At 60.7% G+C, this 15849-nt stretch carries 14 protein-coding genes; 6 read left to right on the top strand and 8 right to left on the bottom strand.

The window, feature by feature from the left end:
* The first annotated feature begins 89 nt into the window (after positions 1-89).
* Positions 90-2156, top strand: a complete 2067-nt coding sequence (locus EIY72_RS29170) for an autotransporter outer membrane beta-barrel domain-containing protein (protein WP_231985502.1) — start codon at positions 90-92, stop codon at positions 2154-2156.
* Positions 2157-2207: 51 nt separating this feature from the next.
* On the opposite strand, the gene EIY72_RS29175 is transcribed toward EIY72_RS29170, so the two are convergent.
* From EIY72_RS29175 to EIY72_RS29185, 3 genes are all read right to left on the bottom strand, one after another.
* The gene (locus EIY72_RS29175) at positions 2208-2768 is read right to left on the bottom strand and encodes a DUF4174 domain-containing protein (RefSeq protein ID WP_093224483.1); all 561 of its coding nucleotides are present in this window, start codon (positions 2766-2768) and stop codon (positions 2208-2210) included.
* A 250-nt stretch (positions 2769-3018) separates the two neighbouring features.
* Positions 3019-3804, bottom strand: a complete 786-nt coding sequence (locus EIY72_RS29180; RefSeq protein WP_093224486.1) for a sulfite exporter TauE/SafE family protein — start codon at positions 3802-3804, stop codon at positions 3019-3021.
* 105 nt (positions 3805-3909) lie between these two features.
* Entirely contained in the window at positions 3910-4659 is a 750-nt protein-coding gene (locus EIY72_RS29185; RefSeq protein WP_093224488.1) for a hypothetical protein, read from the bottom strand.
* Positions 4660-4867: 208 nt separating this feature from the next.
* Between EIY72_RS29185 and EIY72_RS29190 the strand changes: the two genes are divergently transcribed.
* Complete coding sequence (locus tag EIY72_RS29190) at positions 4868-5689, top strand: aldo/keto reductase (protein WP_093224491.1); 822 nt, start codon at positions 4868-4870, stop codon at positions 5687-5689.
* A 29-nt stretch (positions 5690-5718) separates the two neighbouring features.
* Positions 5719-6189, top strand: a complete 471-nt coding sequence (locus EIY72_RS29195; RefSeq protein ID WP_093224493.1) for a DUF1810 domain-containing protein — start codon at positions 5719-5721, stop codon at positions 6187-6189.
* On the opposite strand, the gene EIY72_RS29200 is transcribed toward EIY72_RS29195, so the two are convergent.
* A complete protein-coding gene (locus EIY72_RS29200; RefSeq protein WP_162276447.1) occupies positions 6154-8514 on the bottom strand; it encodes a DNA polymerase II in 2361 nt (786 codons plus the stop codon). The two genes, EIY72_RS29195 and EIY72_RS29200, sit on opposite strands and share 36 nt — an antisense overlap.
* A 306-nt stretch (positions 8515-8820) precedes the next feature.
* Between EIY72_RS29200 and EIY72_RS29205 the strand changes: the two genes are divergently transcribed.
* Complete coding sequence (locus EIY72_RS29205; RefSeq protein ID WP_093224500.1) at positions 8821-9261, top strand: CBS domain-containing protein; 441 nt, start codon at positions 8821-8823, stop codon at positions 9259-9261.
* A 33-nt stretch (positions 9262-9294) separates the two neighbouring features.
* Here EIY72_RS29205 and EIY72_RS29210 read toward each other — a convergent pair whose 3' ends face one another.
* Both EIY72_RS29210 and EIY72_RS29215 read right to left on the bottom strand, forming a co-directional pair.
* A complete protein-coding gene (locus tag EIY72_RS29210) occupies positions 9295-9918 on the bottom strand; it encodes a glutathione S-transferase N-terminal domain-containing protein (RefSeq protein WP_093224502.1) in 624 nt (207 codons plus the stop codon).
* 197 nt (positions 9919-10115) lie between these two features.
* Positions 10116-11210, bottom strand: coding sequence for a DUF1615 domain-containing protein (locus tag EIY72_RS29215; RefSeq protein WP_093224504.1), 1095 nt, complete (start codon positions 11208-11210; stop codon positions 10116-10118).
* Between the two features lie 88 nt (positions 11211-11298).
* Here EIY72_RS29215 and EIY72_RS29220 point away from each other — a divergent pair, with 88 nt between their 5' ends.
* Positions 11299-12834 (top strand): FAD-dependent monooxygenase, encoded by a 1536-nt coding sequence (locus EIY72_RS29220; protein ID WP_093224506.1) that lies wholly within the window; start codon positions 11299-11301, stop codon positions 12832-12834.
* A 99-nt stretch (positions 12835-12933) separates the two neighbouring features.
* Here the strand turns inward: EIY72_RS29220 and hemB are convergent, their stop codons facing one another.
* Together hemB and EIY72_RS29230 are read right to left on the bottom strand one after the other, a co-directional pair.
* Positions 12934-13908 (bottom strand): porphobilinogen synthase, encoded by a 975-nt coding sequence (gene hemB / locus EIY72_RS29225; protein WP_093224508.1) that lies wholly within the window; start codon positions 13906-13908, stop codon positions 12934-12936.
* 157 nt (positions 13909-14065) lie between these two features.
* Positions 14066-14776 carry a glutathione binding-like protein gene (locus EIY72_RS29230; RefSeq protein ID WP_093224511.1) on the bottom strand — a complete coding sequence of 237 codons (711 nt, stop codon included), beginning with the start codon at positions 14774-14776 and terminating at the stop codon, positions 14066-14068.
* Positions 14777-15143: 367 nt separating this feature from the next.
* Between EIY72_RS29230 and EIY72_RS29235 the strand changes: the two genes are divergently transcribed.
* Positions 15144-15815, top strand: coding sequence for a histidine phosphatase family protein (locus tag EIY72_RS29235; protein ID WP_093224514.1), 672 nt, complete (start codon positions 15144-15146; stop codon positions 15813-15815).
* Positions 15816-15849 lie beyond the last annotated feature (34 nt).

A 15849-nucleotide genomic window follows, 5' to 3' on the forward strand; every position in this document is an offset into this window, starting at 1 on the left:
TTTCCTGTTGGCGGCAGAGCACTATGGCTACGTTGGGTTTTCGGTTGTCCCGGTTATCGGTATCGGGAGCGTTGCTGGTATCAGGTTGCATGCCGTGGCTGGCCGATGCGGCCAGCTGCGATACCTTGAACTGCCTGACCTCGTCCCAGGCCAACGTGCAGGTCGATAATGGAGCGGTGCTCCAGGTCGGCACCGGCGGTCTGCTGACCGACAGCTCGGTGAGCAATGGCCGAATCAACCTCTGGGACAGTGGCTCGACGCTGCGCACTCACGTGATGAGTAACGGATGGCTGGTCCTGGAGGACAGCAGCACAGCTTTCGACAGCCGGGTGGAGGCCGGAGGGACGATGGTCGTTGCCGGCGACGCCACGGCATTGAGCACGCACGTGGTGGGTGGTGATTTCGACGCGGCGCAAAATGCCGTGATCAGCGATACGCAAGTCGATACCGGCTACCTGTACGTCTATGCCGATGCCACGGCCAAGAACACCCGACTCACCGGCGGCGAGATGATGGTTTATCAACGCGGCAGTGCCCAGCAAACGACGGTCAACACGGGTGGTTTGCTGTCGGTGCTCGATTCGGCCTCGGTCAGCGATACGCTGGTCAATCAAGGCGCGCGGATGGATGTCTCGGCCGGCACCTTCGTACGCACGACCACGGTGAATCAGGGCGGGATCATGACCTTGGCCGATCGCGCCTCGGCCTATGACACAACGATCAATCAGGGCGGCTTGCTGCAACTCAAAGGCGACGCAACCCTGGGCCGCGACAGTCATATCGACGGTCAGGTCAACTTTGCCGACCCGGCCATCAACGGTTTCCATACCCTCACCCTCGAAGGCCCGCTCATTGGCAACGCCAGCTTTCGCATGCACACGGATCTGGCGGCGCTACGCGGCGACCTGATCGAAGTGCAGGGCCCACTCAGCGGTCAGCATACGCTGGTGGTTGCCGACGCAGGCAGAGCGCCGAGCGGTGCGCAACAGAAGCTGATGCTGGTCGACGGTAATGGCGGCAGCGGTGACTTCAGTCTGTATGGTCAAACCGTCGATGCCGGCGCCTTTCGTTACCACCTGCAGCAACAGGGCCAGGACTGGTATCTGGTCAATCTGGCAGAACCTGCCCCCCTGGATCCCGCTGAAGCTGTCGAGCCGGGGGAGCCTGCCCAGCCGGGTTTTCCTGTGGCCCCTGCTGATTCCGTTCCGCCTGCCCAGCCCCCTCGCCTGCCCCAGGCCGAGACCCTGAGCAAAGGTGCCAACGCAGCAGTGGGCAACCAGACCGCGGCCGCTTCTCTGATCCATGCGCAGATGAGCGCCACCACCGGGCATTTCGCAGAACTGCGCTCAAGCCGGGACAAGGGTGGCCTCTGGGTCCGCGGCTATGGTGTCGAGCAGCGTCTGAACACAGATGCCAGCCGCGCCTTCGAGCAACACATCAACGGCCTGGAAATGGGCGCTGACAAGGCACTGCCGTTCGCCGACGGGTCCTTGTACATCGGTGCTCTGATTGGTCAGGGTCAGGCACGCCAGGACTTCGGCGAGGCCAGCAAGGGCAGGATCGACAGCATCACGGTGGGTGGCTATGCAAGCTATCTGGACCGTAGCGGGTGGTATGTCGACAGTGCACTGAAGTACAACCGCCTGAACAATACCCTCGACGTCACCAGCAATCTGGGTGAATCGGTCAAGGCACATTACCGGAACCACGCGGTGAGTGCCGAAGTGCAGGCCGGCAAGACTTTCGATCTGGGTCGAGGCTGGTTTGTCGAACCCCAGGCAGGATTGCAGGTAGCACGTATCAGCGCTACCAGCTACAGCGCCAGCAATGGTCTGCAAGTCGAAGAGGATTCGCTGACATCGGTGCAAAGCCGGGTGGGTGGTTTGTTTGGCCGCGAGCTGCATCTGGATAACGGCATGACGATAAGGCCCTACGTCAAGGCGGCGTGGGTCGCTGAACTGGCGGGCGACAGCCATGTGAAGGTCAACGGTGCGAAGCTGGATAACAGGCTGCCGGGCTCGCGCACTGAAATCGGTGGCGGGATGAGCGTGGCAATGGCGGACAATCAAACCGTTTACGCGGAGGGCAGCTACACCAAGGGCAACGACATCGAGCAGCCTTGGGCGGTGACGGTGGGTTATCGCTACAACTGGTAAACCTGTGGTAACAGCAAGGGAATATCCCTCGCTGTTACCGCCCAACGATGATCAATCGTCAGGCATTTCTGGTGGCTTGGCAGGTTTGGCGGGCTTGGCCGGTTTGCCATTCTTTTCAGCCTTGGTCCCTTTCGCCGCTGGCTCCGGCTCACTGACCGGCGTCACCACCGTTGCGGTCAGGTCTTTTTCGGCGGCCGGCAATTGATCGACCGCCGTGAAGAAGTCTTCAAGCTTGATGGTGTTGGTCTGCTCAAGCTTCTTTTCGCCATCCTTGCCGACCAGGATCACCTTGGTTCCGTTACTCGCGCCGAGCTTGAGCGAGCGAATCAGCGCTGCGGTGTCCTGTGGCCCCAGGTCTTTGCCTTCGCGTTGCCCCATCAGGTTGAGCACCGTGTAGAGCACCATGTTGCGATCGGTGAAGCCTTTCTTGTTGGCCGGTTCATCCAGCGATTTTTTCAAGCTGAGCCAGGCCGGATCTACCGTGCTCGGGGCGATAACGATCAGCGGTCGGGCCCTGCCCTTGTCCATATCCAGTGGTGAGTCGCTATCAGCGGCGAACAGGGGGCCGGCAATTGCCAGCAAGGTAGCCAGGGTCAGTGACCTGATGAGCATGCGCATCTCCTTTTGATATCCACGCCCTAATGATTGCGCAGCGCGGTGAACGTTCCGGGTGACGCACCGCAAATTTGTTTCGTTATGTCCCAAGCTTAGGTCAGGGCAGTCATTGCGCAACAGCCCGCGGCAAACTCAAGACATACAAAAATCAGTAGGGAAAGCAGGAATGGGCGGCTGGCCAGGGATGCCCGAGCAGGCATCGGCTGGCCATTTCAGCCGTCAGGGAGGCAGGCGTCGTCCGAGTGAATCAGAACGCCAGTTTGTAACCGATCAATACCAACATGGTCGCCAGGCACGGGCGCAACAATTCGTCGGAAATGCGCCCGGTCAAATGGCTGCCCAGGTAAATGCCCGGCAACGAGCCGACCAGCAGATACCCGAGTACGTGCCAATCCATATTGCCCATGCTCGCATGACCCAGGCCTGCGACCAGGGTCAGGGGTACGGCGTGGGCGATCTCGGTGCCGACCAGGCGGCGGGTCGGCAGCAGCGGATAGAGAATGAACAAGGCCACGGTGCCCAGTGCGCCGGCGCCGATCGACGTCAGCGCAACCATGGTGCCGAGGACCAGACCGGTAATCACGGTCATCGCATTCAGGCGTTTGCCGCTGGGGTTGTAGTTGCCGCCTGCGCGACGATGGGCGAACGCCAGCAGGCGCTTCTTGAACAGGATCGCCATGGCCGTGGCGAACAGCACGTAGCCCAAAGCCTGCTTGATGATGGCGTTCATCGCATCGGGGGCACTGTGCAAGCTGCTGAGGAACCACAAGGTCAAGGCCACTGCCGGTACGCTACCCAAGGTCAGCCAGCCGGTAATGGCCCAATCGATGTTGTTGTTCTTCTTGTGAACCAGCACACCACTGGATTTGGTGATAGCCGCATACAGCAGATCGGTGCCCACCGCAGTCGCCGGATTGATGCCGAACCAAAGCAGGATCGGGGTCATCAATGACCCGCCGCCCACACCTGTCATACCGACGATAAAGCCCACCACCAAACCGGCAACGACCAACCCGATGTTCACTAAATCCATTGACACGTCCACAAAGATCGCAGGGGAAATCTGGCCCGCAGCATAGCGACATTTCTTATAACCAGTTATATCGATACGATCTATCTTTATGCCCGGACGTACAGGTCATTGCACCGGCAAGAAATTCAGGAACAACAGACTCTGGGCGTAATTCAAACCGATCCGCCGATAGCGCTCGTCGAGCATCTGGGTCAGCAGATCCAGCCGCGCAACGATCTTGCCGAACTCGACGGCAAAACTCAGGTTGCTGCCCTCCTCCGAAATCTCGTTGGAGAACAGCAACGGCTGGCCTTCGCTGGTTTGCCGCTGGGCCAGAATCCAGGTGGCGATTTCGATGTTGCGCGCAGCATTGCTGACGAACTTGGGGTTGATGCTGTCCGTCATGTAGAACTCGAGCCGGTTGCCATGGGCGGTCACCAGCATGCTGCCGATGGCATAGATGAACGCGCCGACCCGGTCGCCGAGAAACTCCGGGCTCATGGCGAATCTCAAGGCTGCCAGGTCTTTTTTGCCGCCCAGGGTTGGCAGGGGCTGCTGTTGCTCGATGGCCAGGCGCACTTGCTTGACGGCGGTACGCGCATCGAGGAAACCGGACTTTTTCAGTTCATCGGGGTTACGCCGGTACAACTTGCCCATCAATAGATAAAGGCTGTCGAGGTTATCGCGCATGGTCAGCGTGGCCAGGCGGTCGACGCTGGTTTGCAGGAACTCCTGTGGGGTGCCTTCACGCATCTGGCTGAAAATGTCGTTGCCCTGCTGCTGGCTGCACCCCGTGACAATGAACATCGACAGCCCGGCCAACAGCAGGCAATGCCGACGAATGAGGGTGCTGATCAGGGATGACACTCGAGCCATGGGCGCTTGAACTTGGGCAAGGGCCGACGGTGGGGATCGCCGCAGGCTGCCATGGATAGAGCCGCTCAATAGGAAAAAGTGCAGTGTCGGTCGCTCTCAATCGATCATCGGCATGCCGGGCCGGGCATTTGGCTGCTGGTCATGGGGAACCGATCGACTATTCTGCTGCCCATTGCAATATCCATCAGCATTCATCAGGGAGGTTTTGATGCGTACGCTTGAACTGGCCGGCGTCCAGGTACCGGTCATTGGCCAGGGCACCTGGCAAATGGGCGAAGATCGCTCACAGCGCGCCCGGGAAGTGGCAGCCCTGCGCCAGGGCATCGAATCGGGCATGACCCTGATCGACACCGCGGAAATGTACGCCGAAGGTGGCGCCGAGGAAGTCGTGGGGCAAGCCATCGCCGGTCAGCGCGACCGCGTTTTCCTGGTGAGCAAGGTCTACCCGCACAATGCCAGCCGCCGGGGCATTCCAGAAGCCTGCGAGCGTAGCCTGCGCCGCCTCGGTACCGACTACATTGATCTGTACCTGCTGCACTGGCGCGGCCAGTACCCGCTGGAAGAAACAGTCGAAGCCTTCGAGCGCCTGCAAGAAGCCGGCAAGATAGGCCGCTGGGGCGTATCCAATTTCGATCTCGATGATGTGCACGAACTGGCCGCACCGGCGTGCGCTACCAATCAGGTGCTCTACAACCTCGAGCAACGCGGCATAGAATTTGATTTGTTGCCCTGGAGCCAACAGCAACGACTGCCGACCATGGCATACTGCCCTATCGGCCAGGGCGGAAAAATGCTCGCCAATGACACCCTCAGACACGTAGCCGCCCGTCACCAGGCGACCCCGGCTCAGGTGGCACTGGCATGGATTCTGCGTCAGGACGGTGTGATCGCCATCCCCAAGGCGGTCCACCCCGAACACGTACAACTCAACGCGCAAGCCGCTTCATTGCAGCTTGAGGCCGGGGATCTGGAGGCGCTGGACCAAGCGTTTCACGCGCCTGAACGCAAACAGCGGTTGGCCATGGTCTGAACCACCGCAGTCTGTCAGAGAGCTTCACCATGAGAAGCACCGACCCACGGGACGATTTCAACCTGCAAAGGTTTGTCCAGGCCCAGGACCCGGTGTTCGACCGGGTTCAGTCCGAGTTGAATGCCGGCCACAAACGCAGCCACTGGATGTGGTTCATCTTTCCGCAGTTGGCTGGACTGGGCGGCAGTGAAATGTCACGGCATTTCGCCATCCGTTCCCTCGAGGAAGCCCAGGCTTATCTCGATCACCCCCTGTTGGGTCCCCGGTTGCGTACGTGCACACAAGAAGTGCTGAACATCCGTGGGCAGTCCGTGGCGGCGATTTTCGGTCATCCCGACGATCTGAAATTCCACTCATCGATGACCCTGTTCGCCCAGGTGGCAGTCGAAGAGAGCCTGTTTCATCAAGCCTTGAACCAGTACTTCCACGGCATAGTGGATGACTGGACGCTGTCCCTGCTGGACTCAAAAAAGGCCCAATTGCCCCCCAATCAGGGTTGAGAAGTCGTCGTCGACGAACGGCAGGATGGCATCCGCGATCGGTTGCAGTTGCCGGGTGAGGTAGTGGTCGTAATCGATCGGTGCACTGCGCGCTTCCAGCGGCTCAGGCCCTGCGACCGTGATCACGTAGCTGATCCAGCCACCGTTCTGATATTGCCGCGGGCGCCCGTGGCGGTCGTTGTACTCGTCGGCGATGCGCGCCGCCCGCACATGGGGCGGCACGTTGCGCTGATAGTCGTCGAGGGTGCGGCGCAGACGCTTGCGGTAAATCAGGCGATCGTCGAACTCGCCGGCCAGGGTCTTGCGCACGTATTCGCGCACGTAGTCCTGATAGGGCTTGTGGTGGAAGATCCGCGAATACAGCTCCTGCTGAAATTGCCGGGCCAGCAGCGACCAATCGGTGCGCACCGCTTCCAGGCCTTTGTAGACCATTTCATCGCTGCCATCGGCGCGAGTCACCAGTCCTGCATAACGCTTCTTGCTGCCCTCTTCGGCACCGCGGATGGTCGGCATCAGAAAGCGCTTGTAGTGGGTTTCGAACTGCAACTCGAGGACGCTTTGCAGGCCGTACTCCTGCTGCACATGCTCGCGCCACCACTGATTGACGTGCGCCACCAGCGCCAGACCGATCTGCGCGGCCTCCTGCTGACCGTGGGCGCGGCGTAGCCAGACGAAGGTCGAGTCGGTGTCGCCGTAGATCACCACATGCCCCTGGGCTTCGATCAGTTGTCGGGTGCGCAGCATGATCTCGTGGCCGCGCAGAGTGATGGACGAGGCCAGGCGCGTATCGAAAAAACGGCAACCGCTCGAGCCGAGCACGCCGTAGAACGCGTTCATGATGATTTTCAACGCCTGGGACAGCGGCGCGTTGTGCTCGCGTTTGGCCGCCTCCCGGCCTTCGGCGACCCGGGCGACGATGGACGGCAGGCAATGCCGGGTACGGGAAAACCGTGCGCCGCGAAAACCCGGCACCGATTCATTGTCGCCGGGGTGCTTGAGCCCTTCGATCAGGCCCACCGGGTCGATCAGGAAGGTGCGGATGATCGACGGATAGAGGCTTTTGTAGTCGAGCACCAGCACCGACTCGTACAGCCCCGGCTGCGAATCCATGACAAAGCCGCCGGGGCTGGCCTGCGGTGGCTTGTTGCCGAGGTTGGGTGCAACGAAACCCTGGCGGTGCATCAACGGCATGTACAGGTGAGTGAACGCGGCCACCGATCCGCCCATGCGATCGGCCGGCAAACCGGTGACACTGGCTCGCTCCAGCAGGAAGGTCAGCAACTGGGTCTTGGCGAAAATACGCGTGACCAGTTCGCAGTCCTTGAGGTTGTATTTGGCCAGCGCCGGTTTGTCTTCGGCGAACATGCGGTTGATTTCGTCCATGCGCTGGTACGGCGTTTCGATTGCCTTGCCTTCGCCGAGCAGGGTTTGCGCAACGTTTTCCAGACTGAACGAGGGAAAGCTCCAGGTTGCCGAACGCAGGGCTTCAATGCCGTCGATGATCAGGCGCCCCGCCGCCGAGGCGAAGTAGTGGTTGCCATTACCGTGTTCGCGCCACTGCATTTCTTCGCCGCCACGGCCGAGCTTCAACGGCACGGCCAGACGCCGCGCGTGTTCGTGCAGCACGCGCAGATCGAATTGCACGACGTTCCAGCCAATGATCGCGTCGGGATCGAACCGGGCGAACCACTCGTTGAGTCTTTTCAGCAACAGGGTGCGCGATTCGCAGTATTCGAGCTGGAAATCCACCTCGCTGTCGTCGCCATTGGGCGAGCCAAGCATGTACACCTGGCGTTCGCCGCAGCCTTCCAGGGCGATCGAGTACAACTCGCCCTGGGCCGTGGTTTCGATGTCCAGGGACACCAGTCTGAGGCTCGGCCGGTAATCCGGGTCGGCTTTCATTTGCGCGTCGAGCAGCAGCCCGTCGGCATTCGCCGTACCGCCGAAACGCACCGGTGCGGTGATGAAACGCTCCATCATGTAGCGCTCAGGTGGCCGTACGTCGGCTTCGAACACCTCGATTCCGGCTCTGCGCAGGGTGGTTTCCAGGCGCATCAACTGGCCATGTTGCTGGCAGTAGAGGCCCAGCACCGGACGGTGCTCGAAATCCAGCAGATCCAGGGGCTTGAGCTCGACATTCTTCTCGTCGTGCAACAGTGCTTGCGCCTGTTCGCGCTGCTCGGCGGCAATGAACGCCACCGATGGCTGCCAGGGCAGGCGGATACGCTGGGGGCCGCTGTCGGTCGCCAGCCAGAACTCGACTTCGGTCCCGGCCGGGGTGTCGCGCCAATGCCGGGTCAGGACGAAGCCCCGCTGTAAATCCACCACTGCAAACCTCATCGCTGATTCAGGCGGTAATTCTACGCGATGAACACCAAACCCGTGGCAGCGAGCTTGCTCCGGGCGGCGTTCCGACGATGGCTGACTCTCTGTCAACATCAGGGGTGAACAGTCGATCGCCTTCGCGAGCAAGCTCGCTCCCACAGGTACGGCGTTTGCCTGAATGTTGGGGTTTATTGCAGAAAAACCGCCGAATGACGTTTTTTGCGTGTTATCTGCCGCTTTCGCCCTTGCCCTCAAGGCTTGCGTCTACGATTCTTCAGGAACAACGACAACACCCGAGTAACCACCATGAAAACCGTCGCCCAACTGCTCAAGTTGAAAGATCAGAAAAATCAGGAAGTGCACCAGATCAAGCCCGATCACATGGTGCTCGAAGCGCTGATGAAGATGGCCGAGAAAAACGTCGGCGCCTTGCTGGTGGTGGAGAACGATGAGGTGCTGGGCATCATCAGTGAACGCGACTACGCGCGTAAATTGGTGCTGCACGGGCGCTCTTCGGTGGGCACCCCGGTGCGCGACATCATGGTTTCGCCGGTGATTACCGTGGACACCCATCAAACCGTCGATACCTGCCTGGGGATCATGTCCGACAGACGCCTGCGTCACCTGCCGGTGGTGGAAAACGGCAAGCTGATCGGCTTGCTGTCGATCGGCGACCTGGTCAAGGAAGCCATCGCCGAGCAGGCTGAGTTGATCAAGCAGTTGGAGCAGTACATTCGCGGCGAATGAAAAGGGCTCGTTCCCACATTGGATTTGTGCTGTTCACGAGGGCCAATGCCGGGCAAACACCGGCGCCAGCGTCGGGTGCCGGTCAATGCGTTCAAGCCATGCAAAAAAACCGGGCCGGGCACTGCGGATATGTTCGCGGCTGCCCGCCCAGCGCGATATCACTGCAGCCAGCACATCCAGCGCCTTCGGCTGTTCACCACCCAGGTACAGATCAGCGGAAAACTGGTCGGCAAACACGTCCCAGCTCCAGTGCAGGCGCGCGCGGGTTCCCGCCAGCAGGTTATGCCGGAACGGTTCATCCGCCACGGCCAGCCAGCGCTCGGGGTAATCGATAATGCCGATGGCTGCATAACAATTGGTGGCGATGTAGGTCATGCCGCGAATCGCCTGGTCGCGCTTGGCGGGGTCTCTCGGCAGGAGCTCCGATGCCGGGAAGGTCAACCCAAGGTGAATCAGGATTGCCACGCTTTCAGTCAGGATCGCCCCCGACGGTAGCTGCAACGTCGGGATCTGCTTCAGCGGATTGAGTTTTTCCAGTGCCTGGGCCGCTTCCGTGGACGCCTCGACATCGATGAAGCGATAGGGGATTTCGCAGAGTTCCAGGGCGGCCTCTATGGCGGCCGCGCCGGAGTTTTTGTGTCCATAGAGCTGGTACATGAAGGTCTCCTTTGCAATCCGCACTGACTCCGGCGTGGAGTTGCACGCCAGCCATGCAGTGTAGAAGTGGACTCCGGTCTGCGGATGGCCGCCCGACGACCGCAACATCACGTCCCCGTAAAGTTCACCCGGACTTGTCTCAAGTGAACAGCATCAGGTTTCCTGGCCATCTTTTAACGCCTGTTGAACGCCTCCCTCTACCGCCCTGCCCGCGCCATGCACCGTTGGTAACGCTCATCAACCCGTTTGGCAAACCACGCCGTAGTCAGCTTGCGGGTAATTTTCGGGCTCTGCAGCACGATCCCCGGCAGTACTTCACGGGGTAGCGGCCGACCCTCGGCCTTTTCCGCCAGCTCGAACACCCGTTGATAGAGCTCGCTGTTTTCAAACGCCAGGCTGTTACCCAGAACCAATTGATCGTGAATCACCGGATTGCGCATACCTAGCTGCTTGCCAAGGCTGCGCACCGCCAGCTCCGTGGTGCCGGGCATGATCGAGTCGTAACGGATCAGGTCGCCATCCAGCGCCAAGGCAATCCCCGAAGCCCGGCTCACCGCGTTCTGGAAGGCCGCATTGCGACTGGCGTACCAACCGGCATTGAAATCGGCAAAGCGATACAGCGGCTGCGGGTAGTTCACCGGATACCCCAGCAAATGGGCGATGCCGAAGTACAGGCCACCGCGTCGGGTGAACACTTCATGACGAATCGTGCCGCTCACCGGGTAGGGATAGCCCTTGGCCTGTTTCTCGGCGAACTCGATGCTCACCTGCATCGGGCCGCCGGTATGCACCGGGTTGAAGCCGCCAAACAGGGTTTGGCCCATGGGCACCATGCCGATGAAATCATCGAAAATGCCGCTCAATTCCTTCTCTGTACGGGCGGTTCTCAGGCGTTCGCTGTAGCTCTTGCCGTCGGGCGAGTTGAGCTGCAACGCGGCGCTCACCAGCAAACCGGGGATGTGCGCCTTGGCGGCGCGGCGGTCGATCTCGTCGCGGGCGATCTTGCCCAGCCCCGGTACGCTTGGGTCCACCGTAAAGGTGGATTCCTGCTCCGCCACAGCCAGCACCGAACACAGGTTTTGCGTGGTCGGCGAGAGGTTTTGTGCGGTGAAGGCCACCTGAATGTCAGTGGCCCAGCCTTGACGGTCGACCACTGTGGCCGGCATCAGCCGCACGATCTCGGCCCTGACTTCGGCGGGGTCCCGCGCAACGGGCTCTTGAGTGCGCTGGCCGGCACAACCGGCCAGTACCAGCAACGCGGCGATGCTTGAAATCAATCGAGTGGCTTGCATGTCGTTCCATCAAATCCGTTGGGCGGTCTGCCTGGCTGTCCTGCGAGCCTGAACCATACTTGCCCCACCACGCAATGAGGACAGGTTCATGCACCGTAGCGATGTATTGATCATCGGTGCCGGCCCGACCGGACTGGTATTGGCGTTGTGGCTGAGCAAGCTGGGCGTGCACGTGCGAATTGTCGACAAGACTTCCGCGCCCGGCACCACGTCCCGCGCCGTTGCCGTTCAGGCCCGGACGCTGGAACTGTACCGTCAACTGGACCTTGCCGAAGCTGTCGTGGAAAACGGCCATCAGGTCAAGGGCGGCAACTTCTGGGTCAAGGGTGAGGCAGTGGCACGCCTGCCCTTGTCGCGGATTGGCGAAGGCCTGACGCCCTATGCGTTTCTCGAGATTTTCCCGCAGGACCAACATGAACGCCTACTGATCGAACGCCTCGCATCTTTCGGCATCAGCGTCGAGCGCAACACCGAGCTGCTGGGTTTCGAGCAAACCGCCGACGGCATCAGTGCGACCCTGCGCCTGCCTGATGGCGAGCAGGAAACCTGCCAGGCCTGTTACATCGCCGGCTGCGACGGTGCTCGCTCGATCGTGCGCAAGACCCTCGACACCGGCTTTCCCGGCGGCACCTACCAACAAATCTTCTACGTCGCCGACGTGCAGGGCAGTGGTCCGGCCTTCAATGGCGAACTGCACGTGGACCTCGACGAAGCGGATTTCCTCGCGGTGTTTCCGCTGGCCGCCGAGGGCCGTGCACGCCTGATCGGCACCGTGCGCGACGAACGTGCCGAGCATGCCGAGACCCTGCGTTTTGAAGACGTCAGCAGCCGCGCCATCGACAACATGAAGGTGCAGATCGACCAACTGAACTGGTTCTCGACCTACCGCGTGCATCATCGGGTGGCCGATCATTTTCGTGGTGGACGGGCATTTCTACTGGGCGATGCCGCCCATGTGCACAGCCCGGCCGGTGGCCAGGGCATGAACACCGGGATCGGCGATGCGATCAACCTGGCCTGGAAACTCGCAGCGGTGCTGAGCGGTGGTGCCGAGGCCAGACTGCTGGATACCTACGAAACCGAACGGATCGCCTTTGCCCGCAAACTGGTGTCCACCACCGACCGAGTGTTCACCTTTGCCACGGCTGAAGGAAGACTGGCCGACTTACTGCGCACACGCCTGGCGCCCTTCGTGATCCCCAAGCTGGCGTCCTTTGAAGCGTCCCGCGAGTTTCTCTTTCGCACGGTGTCGCAGATCACTCTGAATTATCGCGGTATGCCCTTGAGTAGCGGTGTTGCCGGGCATGTGCACGGCGGCGACCGTTTGCCCTGGGCGCACGATGGCGAGGGGGATAACTTCGAATCGCTCAAATGCCCGACCTGGCAGGTGCATGTGTACGGTGATACGAGCGACGAGATGATCGCCTGGTGCAACGAGCATCACCTGCCGTTGCATGTGTTCGACTGGCGACCGGCGTTTGATACGGCGGGCCTAGGCCGTAACGGCTTTTACCTGTTGCGGCCGGACACCTACGTGGCGATTGCCGAGACCTGCTCCGATCCGAAAGTGATCGAGCGGTATTTTCGCGATCACGGGATTCGGGCGTTTTTCAGCGAAGCCTGAAACACCTGCCCGGCCGGTAGTAGCGGCTAGACGCAGGTACCGGGAACACCCTGAAACGCTGTGGGAGCAAGCTCGCTCCCACAGGGATACCCGTGGGCTTTAGATCCCGGCCAGGGCCAGGTCCATCGCGAAGTAGGTGAAGATCAGGTCGGCCCCTGCCCGCTTGATCGCCCCGAGGCTCTCGCGCACCACCCGGTCTTCATCAATGGCGCCGACCTGGGCGGCGAACTTGATCATCGCGTATTCGCCGCTGACCTGATACGCCGACAGCGGCAGGCGCGAGGCTTCGCGGATGTCGCGGATGATGTCGAGGTACGCCCCGGCCGGTTTGACCATCAGCGCATCGGCGCCTTCCTGCTCATCCAGCAACGACTCGCGCACGGCTTCGCGACGGTTCATCGGGTTCATCTGATAGCTCTTGCGGTCGCCCTTAAGCGCACTGCCGCCGGCCTCGCGGAACGGACCGTAGAGCGCCGAAGCGAACTTGGTCGAATACGCCATGATCGCGGTCTGGGTAAAACCGGCGGCATCGAGGGCCCGGCGAATGGCCTGGACCTGTCCGTCCATCGCCGCCGACGGTGCGATCACATCGGCACCGGCGCGGGCCGCTGCCACGGCTTGTTTGCCGAGGTTGATCAGGGTCTGGTCGTTATCCACTTCGTGGTTGTGCATCACGCCGCAGTGGCCGTGATCGGTGTACTCGCAGAAGCAGGTGTCGGACATCACGATCATCTCCGGAACCGCGTCCTTGGCGATCCGCGACATCCGCGAAACCAGGCCGTCTTCGCGCCAGGTGTCGCTGCCGCTGCTGTCCAGGTGATGGGACACACCGAAGGTCATCACCGACTTGATACCGGCACGGGCATAACGCTCGATCTCGCCGGCCAGCTTCGACTCGGGAATACGCATCACGCCGGGCATGCTCTTGATCGGCACGAAGTCATCGATTTCTTCCTCGACGAAGATCGGCAACACCAGATCATTGAGACTGAACTCTGTTTCCTGGAACAGGCTGCGCAGGCTCGCATTGCGGCGCAGACGACGTGGGCGTGCTTCGGGGAACTGGCTGGACATGGGTATTCCTGAAAATCGGGGATGAGACGAAAGTCGTAAGGAAGCGAAGCTTATGCCCTGCACGGGGCAAGGCACAAACCTCGATCGTTGAAGACAGCGTTACTGAAGCGGCAACAATGGCCGAGGCGACGCTGTACCTGAGGCAGCTGGCTGCCGATCAGCCGGCAACCGGGCTGGGAATCTGCAACCCGCGCACCACCGCCGGACGTGCCAGGAAACGCTCCAGTACGCGAGTGACGTTGGGGAAGTTCTGGATGCCCACCAGATCCCCGGCTTCGTAGAAACCGATCAGGTTGCGTACCCACGGAAAGGTCGCGATGTCGGCGATGGTGTAACGCTCGCCCATGATCCAGTCGCGGCCTTCCAGGCGTTTGTCGAGCACGCCCAGCAGGCGTTTGCTTTCCTCGACATAACGATCACGGGGACGCTTGTCTTCGTAATCCTTGCCAGCGAACTTGTTGAAGAAGCCGAGCTGGCCGAACATCGGACCGATACCGCCCATCTGGAACATCAGCCACTGCAAGGTTTCATAACGGGCCGCTGATTCCTGGGCCAGCAATTGTCCGCTCTTGTCGGCCAGGTAGATCAGGATCGCCCCGGACTCGAACAACGGCAGCGGCTGATCGCCCGGGCCATGGGGGTCGAGGATCGCCGGGATCTTGTTGTTCGGGTTCAGCGACAGGAATTCCGGGGACATCTGGTCGTTGCTTTCAAACCCTACGCGATGCGGCTCATAAGGCAGACCGATCTCTTCGAGCATGATCGAGACCTTGACGCCGTTGGGAGTCGGCAGGGAGTACAACTGAATCCACTCCGGGTACTGGGCCGGCCACTTGCGGGTGATGGGGAATGCGGACAGATCGGTCATGTGCTGGATCCACGAAGAAGTTGGGAGTGCTGATCATAATGGAGATATCGCCGGCGTGAGCCCTTGTGGTCATGAATCTCACTGATAGCCAAGATCGAAAGAGATAAAGCGTCACGGAACGTCATTCGGTATAGGTTGTCCACAAATCCGCAACATCTTGTCGATAACCTTCGCTGCACCCCATTGAAGGTTACCGGTAGATTGCTGCGCTCTTGGCCGGTAGCCAACCCAATGGGATCAGAAGACTCTGAGCACCACCCTTTGGCCACGGACCGGCTTCAATGACATGGAAATCACCCGATGCAGGAAAGTCGTGGTGCAAGGGTTTGTCAGCCTTAACCGAATTGCGCTGAAGATCCCTTTACTCATGAACCTGTTCATACTCGCCAAACGCTTTAAACATCGTGCTTACCTGCTGATGCCGGTCCTGTTGGCGGCCAGTGCGCTGTTCCTGACCCTGGAGTCGGGCCTTAGCCGCGCCCAGCCGGTTGACGGCAAGCAGACCCTGGTGTTCCTGCGCCATGGCGAGAAACCGGCCGGCGGCCTGGGCCAGCTCAATTGCCAGGGCTTGAACCGCGCCATCGACCTGGCCACCCTGCTCCCGGAAAAATTCGGCAAGGCCAACTACGTGTTCGCCGCCAACCCGACGCGCAATGTCGAAGAAGGCGAGCTGGACAACTCCTACAGCTACATTCGCCCGTTGATGACCATCAGCCCCAGCGCGATCAAGCTCGGCCTGCCGGTGAACATCAGTTTTTCGGCGAATGACACCAGCGACCTGGCCGAAGAACTGCTGCACGACAAGTACCACAACGCAATCATCTACACCGCCTGGTCCCACGGCTACCTGCCGGAGCTGATCAACAAGGTCGCTGGCGAGGCGGTCGGCAAGAAGATGAAGATCACCGAGGATTGGGAGTCCGACGACTACGACTCGTTGTACGTGCTGACCCTGACCTGGCACAACGGCAAGGCCAGCCTGGAAAGTCATGTGTACAAGCAGGGGCTGAACAACGGGCCGGAGACGTGTCCGACCTGAGTGCGGCGGTGACCAGGCCGGCCCCATCGCGAGC

The sequence above is a fragment of the Pseudomonas vancouverensis genome, assembly GCF_004348895.1.
GTDB classification, from domain to species: Bacteria; Pseudomonadota; Gammaproteobacteria; order Pseudomonadales; family Pseudomonadaceae; genus Aquipseudomonas; species Aquipseudomonas vancouverensis.

Coding starts and splice junctions, on each gene's coding strand:
- EIY72_RS29220 (WP_093224506.1), top strand. CDS start 11,299: ATGCACCGTAGCGATGTATTGATCATCGGTGCCGGCCCGACCGGACTG.
- EIY72_RS29190 (WP_093224491.1), top strand. CDS start 4,868: ATGCGTACGCTTGAACTGGCCGGCGTCCAGGTACCGGTCATTGGCCAG.
- EIY72_RS29170 (WP_231985502.1), top strand. CDS start 90: ATGCCGTGGCTGGCCGATGCGGCCAGCTGCGATACCTTGAACTGCCTG.
- EIY72_RS29185 (WP_093224488.1), bottom strand. CDS start 4,659: ATGGCTCGAGTGTCATCCCTGATCAGCACCCTCATTCGTCGGCATTGC.
- EIY72_RS29195 (WP_093224493.1), top strand. CDS start 5,719: ATGAGAAGCACCGACCCACGGGACGATTTCAACCTGCAAAGGTTTGTC.
- hemB (WP_093224508.1), bottom strand. CDS start 13,908: ATGTCCAGCCAGTTCCCCGAAGCACGCCCACGTCGTCTGCGCCGCAAT.
- EIY72_RS29230 (WP_093224511.1), bottom strand. CDS start 14,776: ATGACCGATCTGTCCGCATTCCCCATCACCCGCAAGTGGCCGGCCCAG.
- EIY72_RS29215 (WP_093224504.1), bottom strand. CDS start 11,210: ATGCAAGCCACTCGATTGATTTCAAGCATCGCCGCGTTGCTGGTACTG.
- EIY72_RS29180 (WP_093224486.1), bottom strand. CDS start 3,804: ATGGATTTAGTGAACATCGGGTTGGTCGTTGCCGGTTTGGTGGTGGGC.
- EIY72_RS29175 (WP_093224483.1), bottom strand. CDS start 2,768: ATGCTCATCAGGTCACTGACCCTGGCTACCTTGCTGGCAATTGCCGGC.
- EIY72_RS29205 (WP_093224500.1), top strand. CDS start 8,821: ATGAAAACCGTCGCCCAACTGCTCAAGTTGAAAGATCAGAAAAATCAG.
- EIY72_RS29210 (WP_093224502.1), bottom strand. CDS start 9,918: ATGTACCAGCTCTATGGACACAAAAACTCCGGCGCGGCCGCCATAGAG.
- EIY72_RS29235 (WP_093224514.1), top strand. CDS start 15,144: ATGAACCTGTTCATACTCGCCAAACGCTTTAAACATCGTGCTTACCTG.